Origin of the sequence: Streptomyces sp. NBC_00019, from assembly GCF_045041015.1 — a bacterium.
In the GTDB taxonomy this organism is placed as follows: Bacteria; Actinomycetota; Actinomycetes; order Streptomycetales; family Streptomycetaceae; genus Streptomyces.
Genome location: NZ_CP108302.1, coordinates 8,839,868 through 8,863,876 on the forward strand (window position 1 = coordinate 8,839,868; position 24,009 = coordinate 8,863,876).

The 24,009-nt window shown below is 70.4% G+C and carries 20 protein-coding genes and 1 riboswitch; of the genes, 16 read left to right on the plus strand and 4 right to left on the minus strand.

Annotation, left to right across the window (positions count from 1 at the left end):
* The first annotated feature begins 24 nt into the window (after positions 1-24).
* The 8 genes from shc to OHU89_RS40920 all read left to right on the plus strand — a co-directional run bounded on the left by shc (position 25) and on the right by OHU89_RS40920 (position 9,013).
* Positions 25-2,016 carry a squalene--hopene cyclase gene (gene shc / locus OHU89_RS40885; RefSeq protein ID WP_405650158.1) on the plus strand — a complete coding sequence of 664 codons (1,992 nt, stop codon included), beginning with the start codon at positions 25-27 and terminating at the stop codon, positions 2,014-2,016.
* Between the two features lies 1 nt (position 2,017).
* Entirely contained in the window at positions 2,018-2,659 is a 642-nt protein-coding gene (locus tag OHU89_RS40890) for a 1-hydroxy-2-methyl-2-butenyl 4-diphosphate reductase (RefSeq protein WP_405650160.1), read from the plus strand.
* Between the two features lie 5 nt (positions 2,660-2,664).
* On the plus strand, positions 2,665-3,687 hold the full coding sequence (gene hpnH, locus OHU89_RS40895; protein ID WP_365406036.1) for an adenosyl-hopene transferase HpnH: 1,023 nt from the start codon (positions 2,665-2,667) through the stop codon (positions 3,685-3,687).
* Positions 3,688-3,691: 4 nt separating this feature from the next.
* On the plus strand, positions 3,692-4,849 hold the full coding sequence (gene ispG, locus OHU89_RS40900) for a flavodoxin-dependent (E)-4-hydroxy-3-methylbut-2-enyl-diphosphate synthase (RefSeq protein WP_405650161.1): 1,158 nt from the start codon (positions 3,692-3,694) through the stop codon (positions 4,847-4,849).
* A gap of 26 nt (positions 4,850-4,875) precedes the next feature.
* Positions 4,876-6,834: a 1-deoxy-D-xylulose-5-phosphate synthase gene (dxs, locus tag OHU89_RS40905; RefSeq protein ID WP_405650162.1), complete on the plus strand. Its 1,959-nt coding sequence runs from the start codon at positions 4,876-4,878 to the stop codon at positions 6,832-6,834.
* Positions 6,831-8,216 carry an aspartate aminotransferase family protein gene (locus OHU89_RS40910; protein ID WP_405650163.1) on the plus strand — a complete coding sequence of 462 codons (1,386 nt, stop codon included), beginning with the start codon at positions 6,831-6,833 and terminating at the stop codon, positions 8,214-8,216. The genes dxs and OHU89_RS40910 overlap by 4 nt, the downstream gene beginning before the upstream one ends.
* Before the next feature lie 66 nt (positions 8,217-8,282).
* Positions 8,283-8,894, plus strand: a complete 612-nt coding sequence (locus OHU89_RS40915) for a helix-turn-helix domain-containing protein (protein ID WP_405650165.1) — start codon at positions 8,283-8,285, stop codon at positions 8,892-8,894.
* Positions 8,891-9,013 carry a DUF6126 family protein gene (locus OHU89_RS40920; RefSeq protein WP_046256361.1) on the plus strand — a complete coding sequence of 41 codons (123 nt, stop codon included), beginning with the start codon at positions 8,891-8,893 and terminating at the stop codon, positions 9,011-9,013. Before OHU89_RS40915 ends, OHU89_RS40920 begins: the two co-directional genes overlap by 4 nt.
* A gap of 12 nt (positions 9,014-9,025) precedes the next feature.
* Here OHU89_RS40920 and OHU89_RS40925 read toward each other — a convergent pair whose 3' ends face one another.
* Positions 9,026-9,823, minus strand: coding sequence for a tyrosine-protein phosphatase (locus OHU89_RS40925; protein ID WP_405650167.1), 798 nt, complete (start codon positions 9,821-9,823; stop codon positions 9,026-9,028).
* Between the two features lie 170 nt (positions 9,824-9,993).
* On the opposite strand from OHU89_RS40925, the gene OHU89_RS40930 reads away from it, so the two are divergent.
* From OHU89_RS40930 to OHU89_RS40955, 6 genes are all read left to right on the plus strand, one after another.
* Positions 9,994-12,078 carry an alpha-galactosidase gene (locus tag OHU89_RS40930; protein ID WP_405650168.1) on the plus strand — a complete coding sequence of 695 codons (2,085 nt, stop codon included), beginning with the start codon at positions 9,994-9,996 and terminating at the stop codon, positions 12,076-12,078.
* A 317-nt stretch (positions 12,079-12,395) separates the two neighbouring features.
* Positions 12,396-12,553, plus strand: a riboswitch (cyclic di-AMP (ydaO/yuaA leader).
* A 4-nt stretch (positions 12,554-12,557) separates the two neighbouring features.
* Entirely contained in the window at positions 12,558-13,508 is a 951-nt protein-coding gene (locus OHU89_RS40935; protein ID WP_405650170.1) for a peptidoglycan DD-metalloendopeptidase family protein, read from the plus strand.
* Positions 13,509-13,707: 199 nt separating this feature from the next.
* On the plus strand, positions 13,708-16,239 hold the full coding sequence (locus OHU89_RS40940) for a Tat pathway signal sequence domain protein (protein ID WP_405650171.1): 2,532 nt from the start codon (positions 13,708-13,710) through the stop codon (positions 16,237-16,239).
* Positions 16,223-16,945 (plus strand): DUF6250 domain-containing protein, encoded by a 723-nt coding sequence (locus tag OHU89_RS40945; RefSeq protein ID WP_405650172.1) that lies wholly within the window; start codon positions 16,223-16,225, stop codon positions 16,943-16,945. Before OHU89_RS40940 ends, OHU89_RS40945 begins: the two co-directional genes overlap by 17 nt.
* A 144-nt stretch (positions 16,946-17,089) precedes the next feature.
* Positions 17,090-17,875 carry an SGNH/GDSL hydrolase family protein gene (locus tag OHU89_RS40950; protein WP_405654869.1) on the plus strand — a complete coding sequence of 262 codons (786 nt, stop codon included), beginning with the start codon at positions 17,090-17,092 and terminating at the stop codon, positions 17,873-17,875.
* Between the two features lie 132 nt (positions 17,876-18,007).
* Positions 18,008-18,763, plus strand: a complete 756-nt coding sequence (locus tag OHU89_RS40955; RefSeq protein WP_405650173.1) for an SIMPL domain-containing protein — start codon at positions 18,008-18,010, stop codon at positions 18,761-18,763.
* 33 nt (positions 18,764-18,796) lie between these two features.
* Here the strand turns inward: OHU89_RS40955 and OHU89_RS40960 are convergent, their stop codons facing one another.
* The 3 genes from OHU89_RS40960 to OHU89_RS40970 form a co-directional block, all read right to left on the minus strand.
* Complete coding sequence (locus OHU89_RS40960; protein ID WP_405650175.1) at positions 18,797-19,210, minus strand: hypothetical protein; 414 nt, start codon at positions 19,208-19,210, stop codon at positions 18,797-18,799.
* 79 nt (positions 19,211-19,289) lie between these two features.
* On the minus strand, positions 19,290-19,910 hold the full coding sequence (locus OHU89_RS40965) for a TetR/AcrR family transcriptional regulator (protein ID WP_266885485.1): 621 nt from the start codon (positions 19,908-19,910) through the stop codon (positions 19,290-19,292).
* 47 nt (positions 19,911-19,957) lie between these two features.
* A complete protein-coding gene (locus OHU89_RS40970) occupies positions 19,958-21,136 on the minus strand; it encodes a Glu/Leu/Phe/Val dehydrogenase dimerization domain-containing protein (protein WP_405650177.1) in 1,179 nt (392 codons plus the stop codon).
* A 154-nt stretch (positions 21,137-21,290) separates the two neighbouring features.
* Here OHU89_RS40970 and OHU89_RS40975 point away from each other — a divergent pair, with 154 nt between their 5' ends.
* Both OHU89_RS40975 and OHU89_RS40980 read left to right on the plus strand, forming a co-directional pair.
* The gene (locus OHU89_RS40975; protein ID WP_405650179.1) at positions 21,291-22,130 is read left to right on the plus strand and encodes an MOSC domain-containing protein; all 840 of its coding nucleotides are present in this window, start codon (positions 21,291-21,293) and stop codon (positions 22,128-22,130) included.
* A gap of 71 nt (positions 22,131-22,201) precedes the next feature.
* The gene (locus OHU89_RS40980; RefSeq protein ID WP_405650181.1) at positions 22,202-23,437 is read left to right on the plus strand and encodes an MBL fold metallo-hydrolase; all 1,236 of its coding nucleotides are present in this window, start codon (positions 22,202-22,204) and stop codon (positions 23,435-23,437) included.
* Positions 23,438-24,009: the final 572 nt, after the last annotated feature.

Genomic DNA, 24,009 nt, shown 5'->3' on the forward strand with positions numbered 1-24,009 from the left:
TGCACACTGCACGAAGGGGAAGCCATGACAGCGACGACCGACGGAAGCACCGGGGCTCTGCCGCCCCGGACTGCCGCGGCCAGCGAAACCGACATCGAGACCCCCGCGGCGGCCGGGGTACAAGAAGCCGCTGTATGCGCCGTGCAACGCGCCACGGAGTACCTGCTCAAACGGCAGGACTCACAGGGCTGGTGGAAGGGCGACCTGGAGACCAACGTCACCATGGACGCCGAGGACCTGCTGCTCCGTCAGTTCCTGGGTATCCGCGACGAGTCCACCACCCACGCGGCCGGCCTGTTCATCCGCGGCGAGCAGCGCGAGGACGGCACCTGGGCCTCCTTCTACGGCGGACCCGGCGAACTCTCCACCACCATCGAGGCGTACGTCGCTCTCCGGCTGGCAGGTGACGCACCCGACGAGCCGCACATGGCGAGGGCGTCGGAGTGGATCCGCGCACGGGGCGGCATCGCCTCCGCCCGCGTCTTCACCCGGATCTGGCTCGCCCTGTTCGGCTGGTGGAAGTGGGAGGACCTCCCCGAACTCCCGCCCGAGCTCATCTACTTCCCGAAGTGGGTGCCGCTCAACATCTACGACTTCGGCTGCTGGGCCCGGCAGACCATCGTCCCGCTGACGATCGTCTCGGCGAAGCGGCCGGTACGGCCCGCCCCCTTCCCGCTCGACGAACTGCACACCGATCCGGCCGACCCCAACCCGGCCAAGCCCCTTGCCCCGGCGGCGAGTTGGGACGGTGCCTTCCAGCGTCTGGACAAGGCGCTGCACCAGGTGCGCAAGGTCGTGCCGCGCCGGCTGCGCAAGGCGGCCGTGAGCACCGCCGCCCGCTGGATCATCGAGCGGCAGGAGAACGACGGCTGCTGGGGCGGTATCCAGCCGCCGGCCGTGTACTCGGTCATCGCCCTCCATCTGGTCGGCTACGACCTCGAACACCCGGTCATGCGGGCGGGGCTGGAGTCCCTGGACCGCTTCGCCATCTGGCGCGAGGACGGGTCCCGGATGATCGAGGCCTGCCAGTCGCCGGTGTGGGACACCTGCCTCGCCACCATCGCGCTCGCCGACGCCGGAGTGCCCGCCGACCATCCGCAACTCGTCAAGGCCGCGGACTGGATGCTCGGCGAGGAGATCGTCCGGCCCGGGGACTGGGCCGTCAAGCGGCCCCAACTACCCCCGGGCGGCTGGGCGTTCGAGTTCCACAACGACAACTACCCCGACATCGACGACACCGCGGAGGTCGTCCTCGCCCTGCGCCGCGTCAGGCACCACGACCCGGACCGGGTGGAGAACGCGATCGGGCGCGGGGTGCGCTGGAACCTCGGCATGCAGTCGAAGAACGGTGCCTGGGGCGCCTTCGACGTCGACAACACCAGCCCGTTCCCCAACCGGCTGCCTTTCTGCGACTTCGGTGAGGTCATCGACCCGCCGTCCGCCGACGTCACCGCCCATGTGGTGGAGATGCTGGCCGTCGAGGGACTCTCGCACGACCCGCGCACCCGGCGCGGCATCGAGTGGCTGCTCGCCGAACAGGAGCAGGACGGCTCGTGGTTCGGGCGCTGGGGCGTCAACTACGTCTACGGCACCGGGTCGGTGGTGCCCGCGCTCACCGCCGCCGGCATCCCCACCGCGCACCCGGCGATCCGGCGGGCCGTGGGCTGGCTGGAGTCCGTCCAGAATGACGACGGCGGCTGGGGCGAGGATCTGCGCTCCTACAAGGAGGCCAAGGCGTGGAGCGGCCGTGGGGCCTCGACCGCCTCACAGACGGCCTGGGCGCTGATGGCCCTGCTGGCCGCAGGCGAGAAGGACTCCAAGGCGGTCGAGCGGGGCATCGCGTGGCTCGCGGCCACCCAGCGGGAGGACGGCTCCTGGGACGAGCCCTACTTCACCGGCACCGGCTTCCCGTGGGACTTCTCCATCAACTACCACCTCTACCGGCAGGTCTTCCCGCTCACGGCACTCGGCCGGTACGTCCACGGAGAGCCGTTCGCCCAGGCGGGGGAGGCGTGAGATGACCACCCGGCCGGCCTCCGCCCCGCTGCTGATCGCCTGCGCGCTCGGCATCGAGCACCTCGCCCTGCGCAGCGGCGACCGCGCCGGCGCCGACGGGCCGGTCACCGTGCTCCGCACCGGCATGGGCCCCAGGGCGGCCGAGCGGGCCGTCACCCGCGCCCTCACCGATCCCGCTCTCGCCGACGCCGCGGTACTGGCCACCGGCTTCTGCGCGGGGCTCGCCCCCGGCATGCACCCCGGCGATCTCGTCGTCGCCGAGGAGACCCGGGATCCGGACGGAACCGTTCCCTGCGTGGGGACCGACCTACTCGTCAAGGAGCTCGCACGGGCGGCCCCCGGACGCACCGTCCACACCGGACCGCTCACCGGCTCCGATCACGTCGTACGCGGTCACGAACGGTCCGACCTGCTCGCGACCGGCGCGATCGCGGTCGACATGGAGTCCGCGGCCACGCTCCACAGCGCTGTGCGGACGGGAGTACGCCCCGTTGCGGCCGTCCGGGTGGTAGTGGACGCTCCAGAACATGAACTCGTCCGGATCGGCACGGTGCGCGGTGGAATATCAGCTTTCCGCGTCCTTCGTTCCGTCCTTCCCGCTTTCTATGAATGGCACCGTTCCTTGCTGCTCCCCAGGAGGTGAGCCAGATGGCCATGCCGCTGCGTCAGTCCATCAAGGTCGCTACATACTTGGCCGAACAGAAGCTCCGCAAGCGGGACAAGTTCCCGCTGATCGTGGAGCTGGAACCCCTCTTCGCGTGCAACCTCGCGTGCGAGGGCTGCGGCAAGATCCAGCACCCGGCGGGTGTGCTCAAGCAGCGCATGCCGGTGGCGCAGGCCGTCGGGGCGGTGCTGGAGTCCGGTGCGCCGATGGTGTCCATCGCCGGCGGTGAGCCGCTGATGCACCCTCAGATCGACGAGATCGTGCGGCAGTTGGTGGCGAAGAAGAAGTACGTCTTCCTCTGCACCAACGCCATGCTGCTGCGCAAGAAGATGGACAAGTTCAAGCCCTCGCCCTACTTCGCCTTCGCCGTGCACATCGACGGGCTGCGTGAGCGGCACGACGAGTCGGTGGCGAAGGAGGGTGTGTTCGACGAGGCGGTGGAGGCGATCAAGGAGGCCAAGAAGCGCGGCTTCAGGGTCACCACCAACTCGACCTTCTTCAACACGGACACCCCGCAGACCGTCATCGAGGTGCTCAACTACCTCAACGACGACCTGCACGTCGACGAGATGATGATCTCGCCCGCCTACGCCTACGAGAAGGCGCCAGACCAGGAGCACTTCCTGGGCGTGGAGCAGACCCGCGAGCTCTTCAAGAAGGCCTTCGCGGGCGGCAACCGCAAGAAGTGGAGGCTCAACCACTCGCCGCTCTTCCTGGACTTCCTGGAGGGCAAGGTCGACTTCCCGTGCACGGCGTGGGCGATCCCCAACTACTCCCTCTTCGGCTGGCAGCGCCCCTGCTACCTGATGAGCGACGGGTACGTGCCGACGTACCGCGAACTCATCGAGGAGACCGACTGGGACAAGTACGGCCGTGGCAAGGACCCGCGCTGCGCCAACTGCATGGCGCACTGCGGCTACGAGCCCACCGCCGTCCTCGCGACCATGGGTTCGCTGAAGGAGTCGCTGCGCGCGATGCGCGAGACGGTCTCCGGAAACCGGGAGTGAGGACATGACCGCCGTCTCCTTGGGCGTACCCGAGGTACCGGTCCGGCCGATCGCCGAGCGGCGCGTGTCGCGGCAGATCCAGGTCGGGCCGGTGGCGGTCGGGGGCGGGGCGCCGGTGTCGGTGCAGTCGATGACGACGACCCGTACGTCCGACATCGGTGCCACCCTGCAGCAGATCGCGGAGCTCACCGCGTCCGGCTGCCAGATCGTCCGCGTCGCCTGCCCCACGCAGGACGACGCGGACGCCCTCGCGACCATCGCCCGCAAGTCGCAGATCCCGGTGATCGCGGACATCCACTTCCAGCCCAAGTACGTGTTCGCGGCGATCGAGGCCGGCTGCGCGGCCGTACGTGTCAATCCCGGCAACATCAAGCAGTTCGACGACAAGGTCAGGGAGATCGCGCGGGCCGCCGCGGACCATGGCACGCCGATCCGGATCGGCGTCAACGCCGGATCGCTGGACCGCAGGCTGCTGGAGAAGTACGGGAAGGCGACGCCGGAGGCGCTCGTCGAATCGGCGCTGTGGGAAGCGTCGTTGTTCGAGGAGCACGGCTTCCGCGACATCAAGATCTCGGTCAAGCACAACGACCCCGTGGTCATGGTCAACGCCTACCAGCTGCTCGCCGAGCAGTGCGACTACCCGTTGCATCTGGGGGTCACGGAAGCCGGTCCCGCCTTTCAGGGCACGATCAAGTCGGCGGTGGCCTTCGGGGCGCTCCTCAGCCGGGGCATCGGCGACACGATCAGGGTCTCGCTGTCCGCGCCGCCGGCCGAGGAGGTCAAGGTCGGCATCCAGATCCTGGAGTCGCTGGGCCTGAGGCAGCGGCGGCTGGAGATCGTGTCGTGTCCGTCCTGCGGGCGCGCCCAGGTCGACGTCTACAAGCTGGCCGACGAGGTCACGGCGGGCCTGGAGGGCATGGAAGTGCCCCTGCGGGTCGCGGTGATGGGATGTGTGGTCAACGGTCCCGGCGAGGCGCGGGAGGCGGATCTCGGGGTCGCCTCCGGCAACGGCAAGGGCCAGATCTTCGTCAAGGGCGAGGTCATCAAGACCGTCCCCGAGTCGAAGATCGTGGAGACCCTCATCGAGGAGGCGATGAAGATCGCCGAACAGATGGAGCAGGACGGCGTCGCGTCGGGGGAGCCGGCCGTCACCGTGAGTTGAACAGCACGGACCGAAGGGGGCCCGACGTGACGATTTTGGAGAACATCCGGGGACCACGTGACCTGAAGGCGCTGTCCGAGGCGGAACTCGGTGAACTGTCCGAAGAGATAAGGGAGTTCCTGGTCCATGCCGTGGCCAGGACCGGCGGACACCTCGGACCCAATCTGGGGGTGGTGGAACTCTCCATCGCGCTCCACCGGGTCTTCGAGTCGCCTGTGGACCGCATTGTGTGGGACACCGGTCATCAGAGCTACGTACACAAGATTTTGACGGGACGTCAGGACTTCTCGAAGCTGCGCGGCAAGGGTGGTCTGTCCGGCTACCCGTCGCGTGAGGAGTCCGAGCACGACATCGTGGAGAACAGCCATGCCTCCACCGCGCTCGGCTGGGCCGACGGGCTGGCCAAGGCCCGCCAGGTCCAGGGTGACAAGGGGCATGTGGTCGCGGTCATCGGCGACGGCGCGCTCACCGGCGGCATGGCCTGGGAGGCGCTGAACAACATCGCGGCCGCCAAGGACCGGCCGCTGATCATTGTCGTCAACGACAACGAGCGCTCGTACTCGCCGACCATCGGGGGCCTCGCCAACCACCTGGCGACCCTGCGGACCACCGACGGCTACGAGAAGGTCCTGGCCTGGGGGAAGGACGTACTGCTGCGGACGCCGGTCGTGGGCAGCACGATCTACGAGTCGCTGCACGGTGCGAAGAAGGGCTTCAAGGACGCGTTCGCTCCGCAGGGCATGTTCGAGGATCTCGGGCTGAAGTACGTCGGCCCGATCGACGGGCATGACATCGGGGCCGTGGAGTCGGCGCTGCGGCGTGCGAAACGGTTCCACGGGCCGGTCCTCGTCCACTGTCTGACGGAGAAGGGCCGCGGTTACGAGCCCGCCCTCGCCCACGAGGAGGACCACTTCCACACCGTCGGTGTGATGGACCCGCTCACCTGCGAGCCGCTCGCGCCTTCCAACGGGCCTTCCTGGACCTCGGTGTTCGGGGACGAGATCGCCGCGATCGGGGAGGAACGGGAGGACATCGTGGCGATCACGGCGGCCATGCTGCACCCGGTGGGGCTCGGGAAGTTCGCCGCGCGGTTCCCGGACCGGGTGTGGGACGTCGGCATCGCCGAGCAGCATGCGGCGGTGTCCGCGGCCGGGCTCGCGACCGGCGGGCTGCATCCCGTGGTCGCCGTGTACGCGACCTTCCTCAACCGGGCCTTCGACCAGCTCCTGATGGACGTCGCGCTGCACCGCTGCGGGGTGACGTTCGTGCTGGACCGGGCCGGTGTCACGGGTGTGGACGGGGCCTCGCACAACGGCATGTGGGACATGTCGATCCTCCAGGTCGTGCCCGGCCTGCGGATCGCCGCGCCCCGCGACGCCGACCAGCTGCGCTCGCAGCTCAGGGAGGCCGTGGCAGTGGACGACGCGCCGACGCTCGTCCGCTTCCCCAAGGAGTCGGTGGGCCCACAGATCCCCGCGGTGGACCGCGTGGGCGGCATGGACGTGCTGCACCGCGGAGCGCGGCCCGAGGTGCTTCTGGTGGCTGTTGGTGTGATGGCGCGTGTCTGTCTCCAGGCAGCCGAGCTGCTGGAGGCCCGCGGTATCGACTGCACGGTCGTGGACCCCCGTTGGATCAAGCCCGTCGACCCGGCGCTGCCCGGCCTCGCCGCCGAGCACCGGTTGGTCGCCGTCGTCGAGGACAACAGCCGTGCCGCCGGTGTCGGCTCCGCGGTGGCCCTGGCGCTGGGCGATGCCGAAGTCGACGTACCGGTGCGGCGGTTCGGGATTCCGGAGCAGTTTCTCGCCCACGCCAAGCGCGGTGAGGTGCTCGCCGACATCGGGCTCACCCCGGTGGAGGTCGCCGGACGGATCAGCGCGAGCCTGGCGGTCAAGGAGGCCGAGGAGACGTTGGCCGCCAAGGAGGCCGAGGGAACGTCGGCCGTCGGCGAGCAGACCGGCGGCCCTGTCAGGGAGAAGGCTGAATGACCACGGAGTTCGACCTCGGCAGACTCCTCGCCGAGCGCGGAGCCGAGCGCTACGAGCTGCACACGAAGTACCTGAACCACCAGCTCCCGCGCATGCTGCACACCATCGGCTTCGACAAGGTCTACGAGCGGGCCGAGGGCGCGTACTTCTGGGACGCGGACGGCAACGACTACCTGGACATGCTCGCCGGGTTCGGGGTGATGGGCCTGGGCCGTCATCACCCCGTCGTCCGCAAGGCGCTGCACGACGTCCTCGATGCCGAGCTCGCCGATCTCACCCGCTTCGACTGCCAGCCGCTGCCCGGGCTGCTGGCCGAGAAGCTCCTCGCGCACAGCCCGCACCTGGACCGGGTGTTCTTCGGGAACAGCGGTACGGAGGCGGTGGAGACCGCGCTGAAGTTCGCCCGGCGGGCCACCGGCAAGCCGCGGATCCTGTACTGCGACCACGCCTTCCACGGGCTCACCACGGGCTCGCTGTCGGTCAACGGCGAGGACGGCTTCCGTGACGGCTTCGCCCCGCTGCTGCCCGACACGGCCGTACCCCTCGGCGATCTCGACGCCCTGGCAAGGGAGTTGAAGAAGGGCGATGTCGCCGCCCTGATCATCGAGCCCATCCAGGGCAAGGGCGTCCTCGAGCCACCGCCGGGCTATCTGCGCGCCGCGCAGGAGCTGCTGCACAAGCACAAGGCGCTGCTCATCGCGGACGAGGTGCAGACGGGACTCGGGCGGACCGGCGACTTCTACGCCTACCAGCACGAGGACGGCGTCGAGCCGGACCTCGTCTGTGTGGCCAAGGCGCTCTCCGGCGGCTATGTGCCGGTCGGCGCCACGCTCGGCAAGGACTGGATCTTCAAGAAGGTCTTCTCGTCGATCGACCGCGTCCTGGTCCACTCGGCCAGCTTCGGGTCCAACGCGCAGGCCATGGCGGCCGGCCTCGCCGTGCTGTCCGTCATGGAGAACGAGCAGATCACCGCGAACGCCCGCGCCACCGGCGAGCTGCTCAAGAACCGGCTCGCGGCACTGGTCGACAAGTACGAGCTGCTCGCCGACGTCCGGGGCCGGGGTCTGATGGTCGGCATCGAGTTCGGCCGGCCCAAGTCCCTCGGTCTGCGCAGCCGTTGGACCATGCTGCAGGCCGCCCGCAAGGGCCTGTTCGCGCAGATGGTCGTCGTACCGCTGCTCCAGCGCCACCGGATCCTCACCCAGGTCTCCGGCGACCACCTGGAGGTCATCAAGCTGATCCCGCCGCTGACCGTCGGGGAGCGGGAGGTGGACCGGTTCGTCGACGCCTTCACGGACATCATGGACGACGCGCACGGCGGGGGCGGACTGATGTGGGACTTCGGGAAGACGCTGGTCAAGCAGGCGGTGGCCAACCGGTAGTCGGCGCGGTTTGCCTCTGAGGCAAGAAAATTGCCCTGGAGGCAAACCTGCGGCTGAATGGAGAGCATGAGCTCTCCGGAACCCGAGCCCGGCGACGTCCTGCCCGTCGTCGCGCCGCAACTCCGCGCGCTGCGGCACCGCGCCTCCCTCACCCTGGAGGCCGCGGCCCGTGCCGCCGGGCTGTCGCCCGCCCATCTCTCCCGGCTGGAGACCGGGCAGCGTCAGCCCTCGCTGCCGATGCTGCTCGCGCTCGCCCGTATCTACGGTACGACCGTCTCGGAGCTGCTCGGCGAGACGGTCGCCGAACGGGACGCCGTCGTGCGCGCCGCCGACATGGAACCGACGGCCGCCGGCGGCTGGACCTACTGGCAGGCCGGTGCGCCCGGACGCGGCATGCAGGCGCTGCGCGTGCACGTCCCCCACGGCTCGCAGGGCGACATCGTGCGGGTCCATCCCGGCGAGGAGTGGCTGTACGTCCTCAGAGGACGGCTGCGGCTGCGTCTCGGGGACACCACCCACCGGCTCGCCCCGGGCGACAGCGCGCACTTCGACTCGCTGACCCCGCACCGCATCGCGGCCCAGGACCCCGACGGGGTCGAGCTGCTCTTCGTCCACACCCTGCTGCAGAGCCCCACAGCCACGCTGTGCCTGGGCCCTACCCCTGGAGAGACGCCATGAAGGACATGGAGGAGAGGTTCCCGCGCGGCATCTGGGTGCGGCTGATCATCTACATCGCGGTGGGGCACCTCTTCGCGGCCTTCATCTACCTGCTGTTCGAGCTCGGGGCCAAGCAGTAGACCCGGCGGCCCTCAGTCGAGGAGCCGCTCGCGCAGCCGGTCCCGGAGCTGCGGGGTCAGGCCGAGACCCTGCTCCAGGTAGGTGTCGACGCTGGCCCAGGTCTCCTCGATCGTCTCGAACGCGGCCTGGAGATACTCGGCGCGCGCGTCGAAGAGGGGGCCGAGCAGCTCCATCACCTCGGGGGAGTAGGCGGCGGTGGACTTGCTGCTGCGGTGCACCTTGTAGCGGCGGTGCTTGGCGTTCGACTCCAGGTAGTCCGCGACGATCGCCTCCCGCTCCACGCCGAGGGCGAGCAGCGTCACGGCGATGGACAGGCCCGCACGGTCCTTGCCCGCCGCGCAGTGCATCAGCGCGGGGACGCTCTCCTCGGCGAGGGAGTGCAGGACGCGGGAGTGCTCGGCGGTGCGCTCCTTCACGATCTTGCGGTACGAGGCGATCATCCGGTTCGCCGCCTTGTCGTCGCCGAGGATCTCGCGCAGCTGCTCGATCTCGCCGTCCCGGACCATCTTCCAGAACTCCGAGCCGTCCGCCGGGTCGCTCAGCGGGAGGTTCACATTGCGCACGCCCGGCAGCTCGACGTCGGGGCCCTCGAGCTTCTGGTCCGAGGCGTTGCGGAAGTCGAAGACCGTGTGCAGCCCCAGGGAGGAGAGGAACGCGGCGTCCTCGTCGGTCGCGTGCGCCAGGTGACCGCTGCGGAACAGCACTCCGTACCGCACCCGCCGTCCGTCCACCGTCGGCAGACCGCCGACGTCCCGGAAGTTGCGGACTCCGGTCAGCTCGGGCTCGGTCGACGGGATCTGCTGCGTCACGGGGGCTCCTCCCAGCCGGTCCCGCCGTCACGGCTCGTCAGCGGGCACCTCCTCGACGATACGACATCGGTTCCTGGGGCAATCAGTTGTCCACAGGCGTTGCACCCAGGGCTCGCGGCCATTGATGATGTTGGCACTTGAGCGCACCTGTTTGTATCTGTGAGGATTTGATGCTGGAGATCTCCGAAACCGGCCGTACCTGGCTTCTCTCCGGGCCTGCCAGCAGTTATGCCGTCCACCTCACCGGGGACGACGTCCTGTTGTACCTCCACTGGGGCCCGAGAATCGAGCTCGCCGACGCCGAGGAACTCGCCGCCCGCCCCCTGCCCGCCGAACGCGGCTTCGAGTCCCCGCTCGACGGTCGCGAGGAGTACCCCGTCGAGGGCGGCCCCCGCTTCGTGCGGCCCGCGCTGTCGGTGCGGACCGACGAGCGGCGCGGTACCGAGTGGACCTTCGAGTCCCATGAGACCTCCGGCGACACCGACGGCGACGAGCTGCGGCTCCGGTTCCGTGACGCCGGGCTGGCGATCACGCTGCACTACCGGATGCGCGCCGATGTGGTGGAGCGCTGGGTGACCCTGGACAACCAGGGGCCCGAGACGGTGGAGCTCCTGCGCGCCGACTCCGCCACCTGGACCCTGCCCGACCGCGAGGACTGGCGGCTGTCCCATCTGCACGGCCGCTGGGCCGCAGAGTCCCGGCTGACCAGCGCGCCGCTCACCTACGGCGAGAAGGTCATCGGCAGCCGCCGCGGGCACACCGGGCACCAGTACCTGCCATGGGTGGCGCTGGACACGGACGCCACCGAGGAACGCGGCGAGGTCTACGGCTGCGCCCTCGGCTGGTCGGGCTCCTGGCGCATCGCCGTGGCCCAACTCTCCGACGCGCGCGTGCAGGTCACCGGCGGGGTCGGACACGACGAGTCGGGTCTGCTGCGGCTGGCGGCGGGGGAGTCCTTCACGACGCCCGTCTTCGCCGGACTGTGGAGCGACGGCGGCTTCGGCGGGGCGAGCCGGGCCTGGCACGCGTACCAGCGGGCGCACGTCATCCCGGACGCCGACCGGGACCGGCCCGTGCTGTTCAACTCCTGGGAGGCCACCGAGTTCGACATCTCCGAGGAGCAGCAGGGCACCCTCGCCCGGCGGGCCGCGGCGATCGGCGTCGAGCTGTTCGTGGTCGACGACGGCTGGTTCGGCACCCGCACCAGCGACCGCGCCGGCCTCGGCGACTGGACGCCCAACCGCGACCGCTTCCCAGGCGGCCTGAAGCCCCTCGCCGACTACGTCCACGCGCTCGGTATGCAGTTCGGCATCTGGGTCGAGCCCGAGATGGTCAACCCGGACAGCGAGCTGTACCGGGCGCACCCGGACTGGGTTCAGCACCAAGCGGGACGAAAGCGGACGGAATTCCGCAATCAGCTCGTACTGAACCTCGCGCGCGAGGACGTCCAGGAGTACCTCTGGGGCCACCTCGACGCACTCCTGACCAGCGCCCCGATCGACTATGTGAAGTGGGACTTCAACCGCAGTTTCACCGACGCCGGCTGGCCCGGCGAGCCCTACCCGCAGCGGCTCTGGGTCGACCACGTGCACGCCTACTACGCCTTGTTGGACCGGCTGCGGGCCGCCCATCCGGGGGTCGCGTTCGAGTCCTGCTCGGGCGGAGGCGGCCGTATCGACCTCGGTGTCATGGGCCGTACGGACCAGGTGTGGACCTCCGACAACACCGACCCGCTCGACCGGCTCGCCATCCAGCACGGCTTCGGCCAGATCCACCCCGCGCGCGTGATGGCCGCCTGGGTGACCGACAGCCCGAACGCCATGCTCAACGGCCGGGTCAGCTCGCTGCGCTTCCGGTTCGTCAGCGCCATGGCCGGGGTGCTCGGCGTCGGCGGCGACCTCACGCAGTGGAGCGAGGAGGAGCTCGCCGAGGCCCATGAGTGGGTGGAGCTCTACAAGGAGATCCGGCCCGTGGTGCAGCGCGGTGACCTCCACCGGCTGCGACCGCCGCGGGGCGGGCTCAGTGCCGTCCAGTACGTCCTCGGGGACGAGACCGTCGTGCTCGCCTGGCTCCAGGCGCAGAGCTACGGCGAGCCCGTGCCGGCGCTGCGGCTGCGTGGGCTCGACCCGACAGCGTCGTACGAATGCCTCGAAACGGGCGAAGTTCACAGGGGTGCCGTATTGCTGCATCACGGACTTCACGTCGGATTGCGCGGCGACCTGGATGCGGCAGTTCTCCGGCTGCGTCGCATCTGAGTCGTCTGTCCGAAATTGACGCCTTCCTCATCCTTCATTCCAACTCGCTCTGGAATAAGGGAAGCTGTGAAAGTGCCACGTGAGGAGCGTCATATCCGTGACCGTGCGTCGCCCGTCATGTTCACGTAATTCCCGTTCTTTTCCAGGGGTTTTGCATGGCGGGAGGCGTGCGCAATTCACGCAGGGTGACCGGTAATTCTCACAGCGGATCAAGAGGAATGCATTCACCTGGAACCTCTCACTTGTCCCTTTGCGTCTTGCTCGCTTACGTTCGCCATCAATCCGGACGGACGCCCAATCCTGCCGCCGCCCGGGGACCGCACAACTCACCCGTGAACGGCAGGAGCGGGGGACCCACAGGTACAACCGCCTGTTCCGGTCTCCGGAACGGCTAGGGGTTAAGTCGCACTTCGGTGCGGCCGGGCATCTCCAGCCCGAACCCGACAGCTCACCTCGCAGGCGCCGGAGAGGAATTCGCCATGCCCGCGAAGGGTAAGCACCGCCGTCCGAAGGCCCAGCGCCTGACCCGTTCGATCGCCGTCGCCGGCACCGGTGGCGCCGCACTCGCCCTCCCGCTGATGGGCGCCGCAGGCGCCCACGCGGCCACCCCGCAGTCTGTTTCGGAGAAGGCCGTCCAGTCCCTTCCGGTCGCCGAGAAGACGGCCACCGAGAAGAAGACCGCGGAGAAGAAGAGCGCCGCGAACACCGCGACCGTGCGCACCTATTCGGTGCGGTCCGGTGACTACCTCTCGAAGATCGCCGACGAGCAGAATGTCAGCGGTGGCTGGCAGAAGCTCTACTCGGACAACCGCGAGGCCGTCGGTTCCGACCCGGCGCTGATCCACCCGGGTCTGAAGCTCACCCTCGGCAAGAAGGCCGCGGCGAGCACGGAGAAGTCCGCGGGGACGCAGAAGTCGGCGGAGACCCAGAAGTCCTCTTCGTCCGCCTCCTCCGAATCCTCCAAGTCCTCCTCGTCGAACACGACGACCGTGACGCAGAGCAGCGAGACGACCAGCTCCAGCGGCTTCACCCTCCCCGTGGCCGGCGCCACCGTCGGTACCCCGTACCGGATGTCCGGCAGCATGTGGTCCAGCGGCTACCACACGGGCGTCGACTTCGTCGTCCCGACCGGTACCTCGCTCAAGGCCGTGGGCGCGGGCACGGTCGTCTCCGCCGGCTGGGGTGGCGCGTACGGCAACCAGGTCGTCATCAAGCTCGCCGACGGCTACTACGCCCAGTACGCCCATCTCTCCTCGCTCTCGGTCTCGTCCGGCCAGACCGTCACCGAGGGTCAGCAGGTCGGCCTCTCCGGCGCGACCGGCAACGTGACCGGCCCGCACCTCCACTTCGAGATCCGCACCACGCCGGACTACGGCTCGGACGTGGACCCGCTCGCCTACCTCCGCGCGAAGGGCGTCTCCGTCAGCTGACGCCCTCCCCCTGTGCCACCGAAGGCCGGATCCCGATCCCCGGGTCCGGCCTTCGGTGTTCGCTCTTGCGGGCTCATGATCACTTTATTGCGTTCTTGTGGCACGGCTGTCCAAAGCGTCGACAGTGAGGGGAAGGTGGGGACACAGTGATCTCCGTAGCGATGCAAGCGCTTTCTATTCGCATCATCCGGAGGTCCCCGTGCCCGGCGTCGACCGACGCGCCGTCATCAAGGGCGCCGCAGCCGCGGCCGCCGCGGCCCAGTTCTCCTGGGCCCTGTCCCACACCGCCACCGCGGCCGACGCGGACGACACCGAACTCCGCTGGCTGGAGGGCGCGACGCCCGACGCCCACGCCGGCACCACCTGGGGCGTGCCGTGGGCCCGCGGGGCGTACCGGCCGGAGCAGATGTTCCGGCTGACCACCACCGCCGCCGGCGACGACGTCCCCGTCCAGAGCTGGGTCACCGGCCACTGGCCCGACGGCTCGGTGAAGTGGACCGCGCACGCGATCGCGCCCGGCGCCCCGAAGGCCTCCGCGTACAGGCTCGCGGCGGGCAGCCCGGCGGCCCCCGAGCGGAAGGTCACCGTCACCCGGTCCGGCGGCCGGGTCGAGGTGTCGACCGGTGTGATCACAGCCGTGTTCGGCGCCAAGGGCTCCGACACCGTCGTCCGCAGCGTGCGGCGCGGGTCGGCCGAGATCGCGCGGGACGGGAAGCTGGTTGCCCTGCGACAGGAGTCCGTGCGAGAGGGCGCCGACGTCGAGAGCTTCGCCGGCCGGGTCGAGAAGGTCGAGATCGAGCAGGACGGTCCGGTCCGGGCCGTCGTCCGCGTCGAGGGCCGGCACCGCAAGGGCGGCCGGAACTGGCTGCCGTACACCCTGCGCTTCCCCTTCTTCGCCGGCGCGGACTCCTTCCGCCTCGTGCACACCTTCGTCTGGGACGGCGAGCAGAAGCCCGGCTCCGACCAGGGCGACTTCCTGCGCGGCCTCGGTGTCCGCTTCACCGTGCCGCTCGGCGATCAGCCCTACGACCGGCACATACGGTTCGCCGACTCCGACGGCGGACTGTTCGGCGAGGCCGTCCAGGGCATCACGGGGCTGCGACGCGACCCGGGCGCGGCGGTCCGCGGCGCCCAGATCGCCGGGGAGAAGCTGCCCGACACCGCCACCTGGGACACCCGCGTCTCCAGCCGCCTCGCCTACATCCCGACCTGGGGCGACTACACACTCACCCAGCCCAACGCCGACGGCTACACCGTCCGCAAGCGCACCAAGGCGGGTTACGGCTGGATCCACGCGGCCGCCGGGCGGCGCGCCGGCGGCTTCGGCTACGTCGGTGGCGCGAGCGGCGGACTCTCCTTCGGCCTCAGGGACTTCTGGCAGCGCCACCCGGCCCAGCTCGACGTACGCGGGGCTGCGGGGGACGCCGCCGAGGCCACCGTATGGCTGTACTCGCCCGAGGCGCTCCCGCTCGACCTGCGCTTCTACCACGACGGGCTGGGGCAGGACACGTACGAGAAGCAGTCCGACGGCGGTCTGGAGATCACCTACGAGGACTACGAGCCCGGCTTCGGTACGCCGTACGGCATCGCACGGACCAGTGAACTGATTTTCTGGGCCGTGGAGAAGACGCCGTCGGCCGGTGTGCTCGCCGCGCAGGCCGCCGCCACCGCGACGCCGCCGCTTCTCACCGCCACGCCTCAACGGCTGTACGCGGCCGGGGTGTTCGGGGACTGGGCGCCCGTCGACCGTTCCGGCAAGGCTCGGACGGTCGTCGAGGATCGCCTCGACGAGCTGTTCGCCTACTACGTCGGCCAACGCGAGCAGCACCGCTGGTACGGCTTCCTGGACTACGGCGACGTCCAGCACACCTACGACAACGACCGGCACGTCTGGCGTTACGACATCGGCGGATTCGCCTGGGACAACTCGGAGTTGGGCACCGACCTGTGGCTCTGGTACCACTTCCTGCGCACCGGCTCCGCCGAGGTCTTCCGGTTCGCGGAGGCCATGACCCGGCACACCGGCGAGGTCGATGTCTACCACCTCGGCAAGTGGGCGGGCCTCGGCACCCGGCACGGCGTGCAGCATTGGGCGGACAGCGCCAAGCAGGTCCGTATCTCCACGGCCGCCAACCGCCGCTTCTGCTACTTCCTCACCGGTGACGAGCGCACCGGCGATCTGCTGAGCGAACTCGTCGACGTGGAGCGGACGTTCCTGGAGGTCGACCCGCAGCGCAAGGTCCGCACCGACGGTTGCACGCCCGGCGACCGGCACGCGCTCTCGGTCGGCTTCGGCACCGACTGGGGCGGCATCTCGGCGGCCTGGCTCACCGAGTGGGAGCGACAGGGCCCGAACGCCGCGAATTTCACGCACGTGGAGAAGTGGGACCCGGCGACCGAGACCACCTCGAAGATCTTCGAGCCGTCCGGTGTCGTCTCCGGCGCCCGCAACGCCACCCCGTTCTACGGCGACATCCTGGGCGACTGGCGCGAGGAGATCCTCGCCGAGACCGCCGACCACACCGCGCTGCGGCTCTACACCACCACCGAGCCGACGAGGACACGCATCTACACGCTCGCACAGAACGCCGAGTACCGCCTCGGCTGGACCGTGCGCGGCTATCTGCAGTCGACGTACACCGACTACTACCTCGGCACCGAGACCCGTCGTGTGCCGAAGCCCTCGATCACCCTCCCGGAAGGAGCCGTCCGAAGTGACGACCACGCGTAGAGCCTTCGGAACCCTGGCGGCGGGCGCCGCCCTGGCCGTCCTCGCCCCCGCCACGACCGCCAGTGCTCACTCCTCGCACCGCCGCGGTCGCCTCATCGCCCACGACGACTTCCGCCACGGCCTCGGCCGATGGGCCGTGGAGCTGGAGAAGGGCGGCACCGTCACCGCCTCCCGAGGCACCCTGGAGGTCGACGTACCGGCCGGCGCGACGATCTGGTTCAAGAAGCGGCTCGAAGGCCCCTACGTCATCGAGTACACGGCCACGCCCGTGTCCGAGGGCGGCGTCAACGACCGGGTCTCCGACCTCAACAACTTCTGGAACGCGGTCGACGTCCGTTCCCCCGAGGACCTCTTCGCCACCCAGCGGGGCGGGGCGCTGGCCGAGTACGACTACCTCAGGACGTACTACGTCGGCTACGGCGCCAACACCAACACCACGACCCGGCTGCGGCGGTACGTCGGTGAGGCCGGCGTCCGTCCGCTGATCTACGACTACACGGAGCCGCTGCTCGTGGCGAACGAGCCCCACCGGGTCCGGATCGTCTCCGACGGCTCCACCCAGCGGTGGTGGAACAACGGGCGGCTCGTCTTCGACTACACCGACCCCGAGCCGTACACGAGTGGGCACTTCGCCTTCCGGACGACGTGGAGCCACTTCCGTCTGAACGACTTCCGAGTGTGGCGGCTGAGCCCTCAACATCGCTGATCGGAGAGGTATTCCAGGCTTGGCCAACACTTTAGGAGTGGCTTATCTCACCGCCCGTCAACCCTTCCTTACGGTCGCGTAGGTCACATTCGAAGGTGAATCATGCCGGGTGTGGCAGACGATTCGAAGAGTGACAGCAGAAGAGTGATCGGGTCGTACGTTGCGGTGGGGGACAGCTTCACCGAGGGCGTCGGCGATCCCGGCCCCGACGGGGCGTTCGTAGGCTGGGCCGACCGGTTCGCGGTACTTCTCGCGGACCGGCGGCCCGAGGGCGCCTTCACGTACGCCAACCTCGCCGTTCGCGGCAAGCTGCTCGACCAGATCGTGGAGGACCAGCTGCCCAAGGCCGTGGACATCGGCCCGGATCTGGTCTCCTTCTGCGCCGGCGGCAATGACATCCTCCGACCAGGAACCGACCCCGACGAGGTCGCCGAGCGCTTCGAGCGGGCGATCGCCCGGCTCACCGAGACGTGCGGCACCGTGATCGTGACGACCGGCTTCGACACCCGTGGTGTGCCCGTGCTCAAGCACCTGCGCGGCAAGATCGCCACGTACAACGGACATGTGCGGGCGGTCGCCGACCGCTACGGCTGTCCCGTCCTCGACCTGTGGTCCCTGAAGACCATCCAGGACCGCAGGGCCTGGGACGGCGACCGGCTCCACCTCTCCGCCGACGGGCACACGCGCGTGGCGCTGCGCGCCGGTCAGGTGCTCGGCCTGGAGGTCCCGGCCGACCCCGACCAGCCGTGGCCTCCGCTGCCGCCGCGCGGCACGCTCGACGTACGGCGCGACGATGTGCACTGGGCGCGCGAGTACCTGGTGCCGTGGATCGGGCGGCGGTTGCGCGGCGAGTCCTCGGGCGACCATGTGACGGCCAAGGGCGCGCTGTCGCCGGACGACATCAAGATGCGGATCGCCTCGGTGGCGTGACGGCTGTACGGGCTGCGCGGCGGCTGCTCGACCAGTGAGGTGACCGCGCGGGAGTGGTGCGCGGTCCGGTCCTGGGGCCGGTGTTGGGATGACGGCACACCGTCACCCGACTCCCGGAAGGACCGGACGCGCATGCCCGTTCCCCGTACGACCGTCACGGCGATCGCCGTCATCCTCCTGGCCCTGGGCCTGCCCGCCGTCGCCGCACCCGGGGCAGCGGCCGCGGGCGGTGCCGTCCCCGCGGCGCACGTCACGTCGGCGCCCGCCACCATCACCGTGACGGGCGAGGGCAGCGCCGTCGGAAAGCCCGACATCGCGGTGATCGGCGCCGGGGTGGAGGCCACCGCCAAGACCACCCGGGCCGCGCTGAACGCGCAGAACGAGGCGGCCGCCGCACTGCTGAAGGCGGTGCGTACGCAGGGGATCGCCGACCGGGACATCCGTACCGAGAACGTCTCCCTCAGCCCCGTCCACGACTACCAGGACGGCGCGTCGACGCTGACGGGCTACCGGGCCGCGCAGTCCTTCTCGATCAAGGTGCGCAAGGTGGCTGCCACCGGCGCCCTGATCACGGCCGTCACCGAGGCCACGGGCGACGCCGGCCGCATCGACTCCGTCGTCTTCGACCTCGACGACCGCCGCCCGCTCCAGGACCGCGCCCGCAAAGCCGCGTACCAGGACGCCCACGCCAAGGCCGCGCAGTACGCCGAGCTCGGCGGCCACCGCCTCGGCCGCCTCGTCTCGCTCAGCGAGGGCGGCACCGGGTACGTCCTCCCGATGCCACCGGTCTCCGGGGACGCGCCGGGCGCAGGCATCGGCGCGGTACCGCTCGCCCCGGGGGAGATCAGGGCGACGGCCTCGGTCACGGCGGTGTACGAACTCGACTGAGGAACCGCCCGTGTGCCGAGGGACCCGGGGCGGCTACGTCCGGATCCACCGCCGCAGCGCCTCGACCGTGGTCTCCGGCGACGAGTTGAAGCACAACCGGATCCCGGGAGCCTCCTCGGTGAGTACGTTGACCAGTCGTTCGAACAGCACGGTGTTCTCCGGCATCATCCGTACGCCGCCTCCGATCATCGCCAAGCCGAACGCATCCGCTCGCAGCTGTTCCCGGACGGCCGCCTCGGAGCGGTCCGGATCGGTGTCGATCAGACAGGCGACCACATCGAACCCCGCCTCGCGCAGCGCCGTGTGCGCCGCCTCGATCCGGGCGGTGAAGGCCACCTCGTCGACACCTTCGGGCATCCGGCTGTAGTCGAGCACCCGCGGGTGCAGTCCGACGGACAGCACCCTCGTCGTGCCGGGCAGGGGAGGTGAGGCAGTCGGTGAGACCACGGGCGGGGCCCTCTCTGTGGACGAGGTCGGATCCGGCTCTGCGGAGCGCCGCTCCATGCACAGGGCCGGTGCGGCCCCCTCAGCGCTCCTGTGCGCTCAACGTCCCGGCTCCCAGGCCGAGTTCCCGAGCCAGGGCCTCGTCCACCCACTCCTGCGCGCGGGACCGGGACACGGCTCCCGGGTAGGACGTCAGCTGTACGGCGAGACCGTCGAGCAGGGCGGTGAGGCGCAGGGCCGTGCCGTCCGGGTCGGGGCAGTGGAACTCGCCCGCGGTCATGCCCTCCCTGACGACCTCGGCGATCGCCGCCTTCCACCGTCTGTCGAGGTCCCGGGTGACCTCCTGCAGAGCGGGCTCGCGCAGCGCCGCCGCCCAGCCCTCGATCCACAGCCGCCAGCCCTTGGCCTGGCCGGTCGGGGCGTACCAGCGCACGGCGGACCGCAGTCGGCGCAGCGCGGTCGTGCGGCGGCCGAGCAGCTTGCGCAGCTGTGCGAGGTCGTCCTCCGCGGCGTGCCGGAACGCGGCGGCGACGAGCTTCTCCTTCGTCGAGAAGTGGTACAGCACCAGCGCGTTGCTGACCCCGAGCACCGAGGCCACGTCGGCGATCCTGACCGCCGCCACGCCCCGCGCCTCGATCTGCTCGACGGCGGCCCGCAGCAACTCCTCGCGTCGCTCGGCCACGCTCAACCGCACTCTCGCCACGCGGCCACCCTATCCAGGGCGGCCCTCGGGCAGCCGAGGGGCCGCTGTCACCGGTACCACCCGAACCGTTCCGCTATCACCGGCAGCCGGTCCGCGACGATCGCGTGTGCGGCGGCGCGCGGTGACGTCCCGTCGGCCTCCGCGCGGGCCAGCATCAGCTCGACGAGAGCCCGCATGGCGCGACGGGTGTGCGCGAACGCCTCCTCCGCGTCGGCGCCGATGTCGCCGAACAGGGTCCACCACCACCAGGCGTTCGTCCCGGAGTTCACGACCACGTCGGGCAGCACGGTGACGCCCCGCGCGGCCAGCAGCGCCTCCGCCGCGGGCAGGACGGGCATGTTCGCGGCCTCGACGATCCAGCGGGCGGTGATCCGCCCCTGGTTGGAGGCGTCGATCGCGTACGACACCGCCGCGGGCACCAGCACCTCCGCGTCGGCGGACAGCCAGGCGTCGCCCGGCAGTTCACGGTCGCCGGGGCGCAGTACGGCCCGGTCCACGGTGCCGTAGGTGTCCCGCGCGGCGAGCAGCGCCTCGACGTCGAGGCCGGCGGGGTTGGCGATCGTGCCCTTGATGTCGGCGACGGCCACGACGTCGAGTCCCGCGCGTGCGAGGAACCGTGCCGTGGCTCCGCCCATCGTGCCGAGCCCCTGCAAGGCGACCCGCGTCCCCACGTACGGCACCCCGGCCCGGTCCAGGGCGGCGAGCACCGACTCCGCGACCCCGCAGCCGCCCGCCAGTTCGTCGAGGCCGATGCCGTCCACCTCGACCGCGAACGCCTCCGCGAGCCGTCGCCGGGCCGCCGTCTCGTCGTCGAGCAGCGGGTACACGGCCTGGATCGAGGAGACGAGCCCCGCCTCGGTCGCCGCCCGGTCCACGAGGTCCTGGGTGAGGCCGAGGTCCTCGCCGGTGGTCCAGAAACTCTCGACGTACGGTCGCATCGCGCGCAGGAAACGCACGAGGATCCCGTACGAATCCGGCTCCCGGGGATCGCAGGCGATGCCGCCCTTCGCGCCGCCCAGGGGGATGTAGCGGCCCTCGGGGTCGTAGTGCAGCGCTTCCTTCATGGTCATGCCGCGGGCCAGTCCGGTGACCTCGTCCAGGGTGCAGCCCTCGCGCATGCGCAGCCCGCCGCTGGACACGCCGCGCACCAGCCGGTCGACGACCAGGAAGCCCTGGCGGCCGGTGACGTGGTCGGTCCAGGTGAGCGACAGCAGGGGGGTGGTCATGAGGGCTTCTCCTGGTCGATTGCTGAATGGTGGGTCAGTATTGGGAGGCGATCCGGGCGCTGTCAATGCGAGGGGAAACCGGTTGACGGGTCCGGAGCCTGGGCTGTTAGGTTCCCTTTGGGAACGTACTGGTCGGTCGGATGGGGGCGGGGACGTGGCGAACGTCGTCGAGTTGTCGTACTACCCGGTCAAGGGATGCGCCGGGATCTCGGCGAGCGAGGCGATGGTGACGCCGGCCGGGCTCGCCCACGACCGCGCCTTCATGGTCGTGAGCGACGACGGGGTGTTCCGGTCCCAGCGGCGCGACCCGCGGCTCGCGCTGATCCTGCCCGGTATCGACGCCGCGGGCGAGCGGCTCACGCTGCGCGCGCCGGACCATGGCGAGGTGGCCGCCGACGTCGACACCACCGGAGAGCGCCGGCCCGTCGAACTGTTCGGGAAGCCGTTCCGGGGCATCGACCAGGGTGACTCCGTGGCGCGGTGGCTCACCGACGTGCTCGGCGTCCCGAGCAGGCTCGTCCGGGTACCGCCGGAGCACGACCGGGTGACCGACGGCAGAACGCCGGGCACCGCCGGCTGGGCGGACAGCGGCGCGCTGCACGTGCTGTCGCGCTCCAGCCTCGACCTGCTCAACGAGAAGATCGCCGAGCGTGGCGGGGAACCCCTGTCGATGAACCGCTTCCGCCCCAACATCGTGGTCGACGGCTGGGACACCCCGCACACCGAGGACCGCGCCCACCGCATGCTGATCGGCGACACCGAGCTCGCCTACGCGAAGCCCGCCGTCCGCTGTGCCGTCACCCTGGTCGACCAGGAGCGCGGCGCCAAGGGCGGCCCGGAACCCATCCGCACCCTGGCCGGCTACCGCCGCGCCGCCGTCGGCACCGTGTTCGGCGTGAAGGTCTCCGTGCTGCGGCAGGGCAAGATGGCGGTCGGCGACGAGGTGGACGTCACGGCGTGGGGCGCTTCCGAGGTGGAGTTCACGCGGGCGTGACCAGGGCGATCCTGGTTTGTCGGAGAGGCCGACCATAATGGAGTGCCTCACCGACTCCACCTGGAGGTACCGTGTCCGGTTTCCGTTCCCTGAGCTCCGGGCTCCGCGCGCTGCAGCCCGCGGCCTTCGGCGTGGACCCGAGCGGTGAGCGCCTCGCGCGCATCCGTAGATCCCCGCACTTCAAGGACGGGGTCTTCCAGAACCCGGGCGGCTTCGCCCGCACCCGGCCCTCCGGCTCGACGGTGGAGTTCGCGAAGGTCTTCTTCGACAAGGACGAGCGGCCCCGCCGCGCCCCCGGGGGCCGGATCCCCGTGCACCCCACCACCCTCGCCGACATCGCCCGGCCGCCGGCCACCGGACTGCGGCTCACCTGGATGGGGCACTCCAGCGTGCTCGCGGAGATCGACGGGCAGCGGGTGCTCTTCGACCCGGTGTGGGGCGAGCGCTGCTCCCCGTTCCCCTTCGCAGGGCCCAAGCGCCTGCACCCGGTCCCTCTGCCGCTGGCCGCGCTCGGCCCGGTCGACGTGGTCGTCATCTCGCACGACCACTACGACCACCTGGACATGCCCTCCATCAAGGCGCTGGCCGGCACCGACACCCTCTTCGCGGTGCCGCTCGGCGTCGGCGCCCACCTGGAGCACTGGGGCGTCTCCGCCGACCGGCTGCGCGAGCTGGACTGGCACGAGGCGACCAAGGTCGGCGGCCTCACCCTGACCGCCACCCCGGCCCGCCACTTCTGCGGCCGCGGTCTGCGCAACACCCAGCACACCCTCTGGGCCTCCTGGGTCGTCGCCGGCGAGGAGCACCGGGTCTTCCACAGCGGCGACACCGGCTACTTCGAGGGCTTCAAGGACATCGGCGCCGAGCACGGCCCGTTCGACGCCACGATGATCCAGATCGGCGCGTACAGCGACTTCTGGCCCGACATCCACATGACACCCGAGGAGGGCATGCGCGCCCACCTCGACCTCCAGGGCGGACCGTCGGCCGGACCGATGCTGCCGATCCACTGGGCGACCTTCAACCTGGCCACGCACGCGTGGGCGGACCCGGGGGAGGGCACGCTCGCGGCCGCCCGCAGGGAAGGGGCCCGGGTCGCCGTGCCCCGGCCGGGCGAGCCCTTCGAGCCCACCGCCGAGACCGTGCCGGGCGATCCGTGGTGGCGAGGTGTCGCGTCGGAGCCGGCGGGTGGATGGCCCGCGGACGGGGTGCGCACCGAGTCGGGCCCGGCGACCGACACGGCCCGTGACATTCCCGGTGCCGCGCCCGAGGGCACCGGCGAGCCCGAAACCGTGCCCGCCGTCTGATCCCGGGCCGAACAACGGCTGACGGCGAGGGCCGGAGAGCGTCATGCTCTCCGGCCCTCGCCGTTTCGTCGTGACCGCTTCTGACCAGGTTCGATCGAAGTCCGCTCGTTCAGGAACGGACGCCCGAGGGGCTTATCGGGCTGTCGTACGAAGCCTCATACCAGAGCGGGACGCTCTCCGTACGAGTTTGTCAACTGCCCACCGCACCTGATGCCTTGCCGACTACTGTGAGTGTCCGTCGGGCGACGCAGGGCCGCTTTTTCGGCGCTCTCGACCGACGCCGCGATGGCGCGCACCCCGCCGGGGGCGCCATGGGAATCAGACCGGATCAGGGAGCGGGGTCTGGTACGTGCAGCCGCGAGCCGGAGGAGGGAGTCGACGCGATGGGGATCCCCCCAGCTCGACCGCAACCGGGCACCGGGGGAAGCCGGTGACCGACGACCGCGTCGGAGTGCGCTCCGCCCGCAGCGAGCGCACCGGGGAACCGGCGGGAGCGCGCACCGGGCCACGGGAACCCGCCCGCGGGCATCCGAGCCCGCCCGGCGACCAGGCCCGACGGACCACCAGTACGA

Coding starts and splice junctions, on each gene's coding strand:
- shc (WP_405650158.1), top strand. CDS start 25: ATGACAGCGACGACCGACGGAAGCACCGGGGCTCTGCCGCCCCGGACT.
- OHU89_RS40890 (WP_405650160.1), top strand. CDS start 2,018: ATGACCACCCGGCCGGCCTCCGCCCCGCTGCTGATCGCCTGCGCGCTC.
- hpnH (WP_365406036.1), top strand. CDS start 2,665: ATGGCCATGCCGCTGCGTCAGTCCATCAAGGTCGCTACATACTTGGCC.
- ispG (WP_405650161.1), top strand. CDS start 3,692: ATGACCGCCGTCTCCTTGGGCGTACCCGAGGTACCGGTCCGGCCGATC.
- OHU89_RS40910 (WP_405650163.1), top strand. CDS start 6,831: ATGACCACGGAGTTCGACCTCGGCAGACTCCTCGCCGAGCGCGGAGCC.
- OHU89_RS40915 (WP_405650165.1), top strand. CDS start 8,283: ATGAGCTCTCCGGAACCCGAGCCCGGCGACGTCCTGCCCGTCGTCGCG.
- OHU89_RS40920 (WP_046256361.1), top strand. CDS start 8,891: ATGAAGGACATGGAGGAGAGGTTCCCGCGCGGCATCTGGGTGCGGCTG.
- OHU89_RS40930 (WP_405650168.1), top strand. CDS start 9,994: ATGCTGGAGATCTCCGAAACCGGCCGTACCTGGCTTCTCTCCGGGCCT.
- OHU89_RS40935 (WP_405650170.1), top strand. CDS start 12,558: ATGCCCGCGAAGGGTAAGCACCGCCGTCCGAAGGCCCAGCGCCTGACC.
- OHU89_RS40955 (WP_405650173.1), top strand. CDS start 18,008: ATGCCCGTTCCCCGTACGACCGTCACGGCGATCGCCGTCATCCTCCTG.
- OHU89_RS40970 (WP_405650177.1), bottom strand. CDS start 21,136: ATGACCACCCCCCTGCTGTCGCTCACCTGGACCGACCACGTCACCGGC.